A 318-nucleotide genomic window follows, 5' to 3' on the forward strand; every position below is an offset into this window, starting at 1 on the left:
GTTCTGGTTCCGGAGTTCGGAGACACATCGTGCCGCCAGTGGCATGCACCAGATACTCAAACCCCGCCGGAGACTTCCAGTGGAACCAGCCGGGTGCTGGTTGAGTCAGGACCCAGCCGCCGAAGGTCTTCGCCCGATGCGACCTACGCGCCAACGGGGCCAGATTCCCCCACCTGGTCTGCCCGGTCTCGCCGTCCCGGTAGGGGATGGTGTGGTCCAGATCACACGCCCTGGAGGTGCGGGCAGCGTAGGGGAACACATCGACTGGCATCAATGCGGTGACTGCCATCCGCAACCCGACCGACGGGTCATGGAGAT

1 protein-coding gene is annotated in these 318 nt (G+C 64.5%); it reads right to left on the minus strand.

Going from position 1 to position 318, the window contains the following annotated elements; all coding sequences use genetic code 11:
* Window positions 1–318, minus strand: a 318-nt coding sequence (locus tag EII35_RS16340) for an HNH endonuclease family protein (protein WP_221739823.1), incomplete at both ends; no start/stop codon positions are given.

Origin of the sequence: Arachnia propionica (assembly GCF_003932785.1) — a bacterium.
GTDB classification, from domain to species: domain Bacteria; phylum Actinomycetota; class Actinomycetes; order Propionibacteriales; family Propionibacteriaceae; genus Arachnia; species Arachnia propionica_B.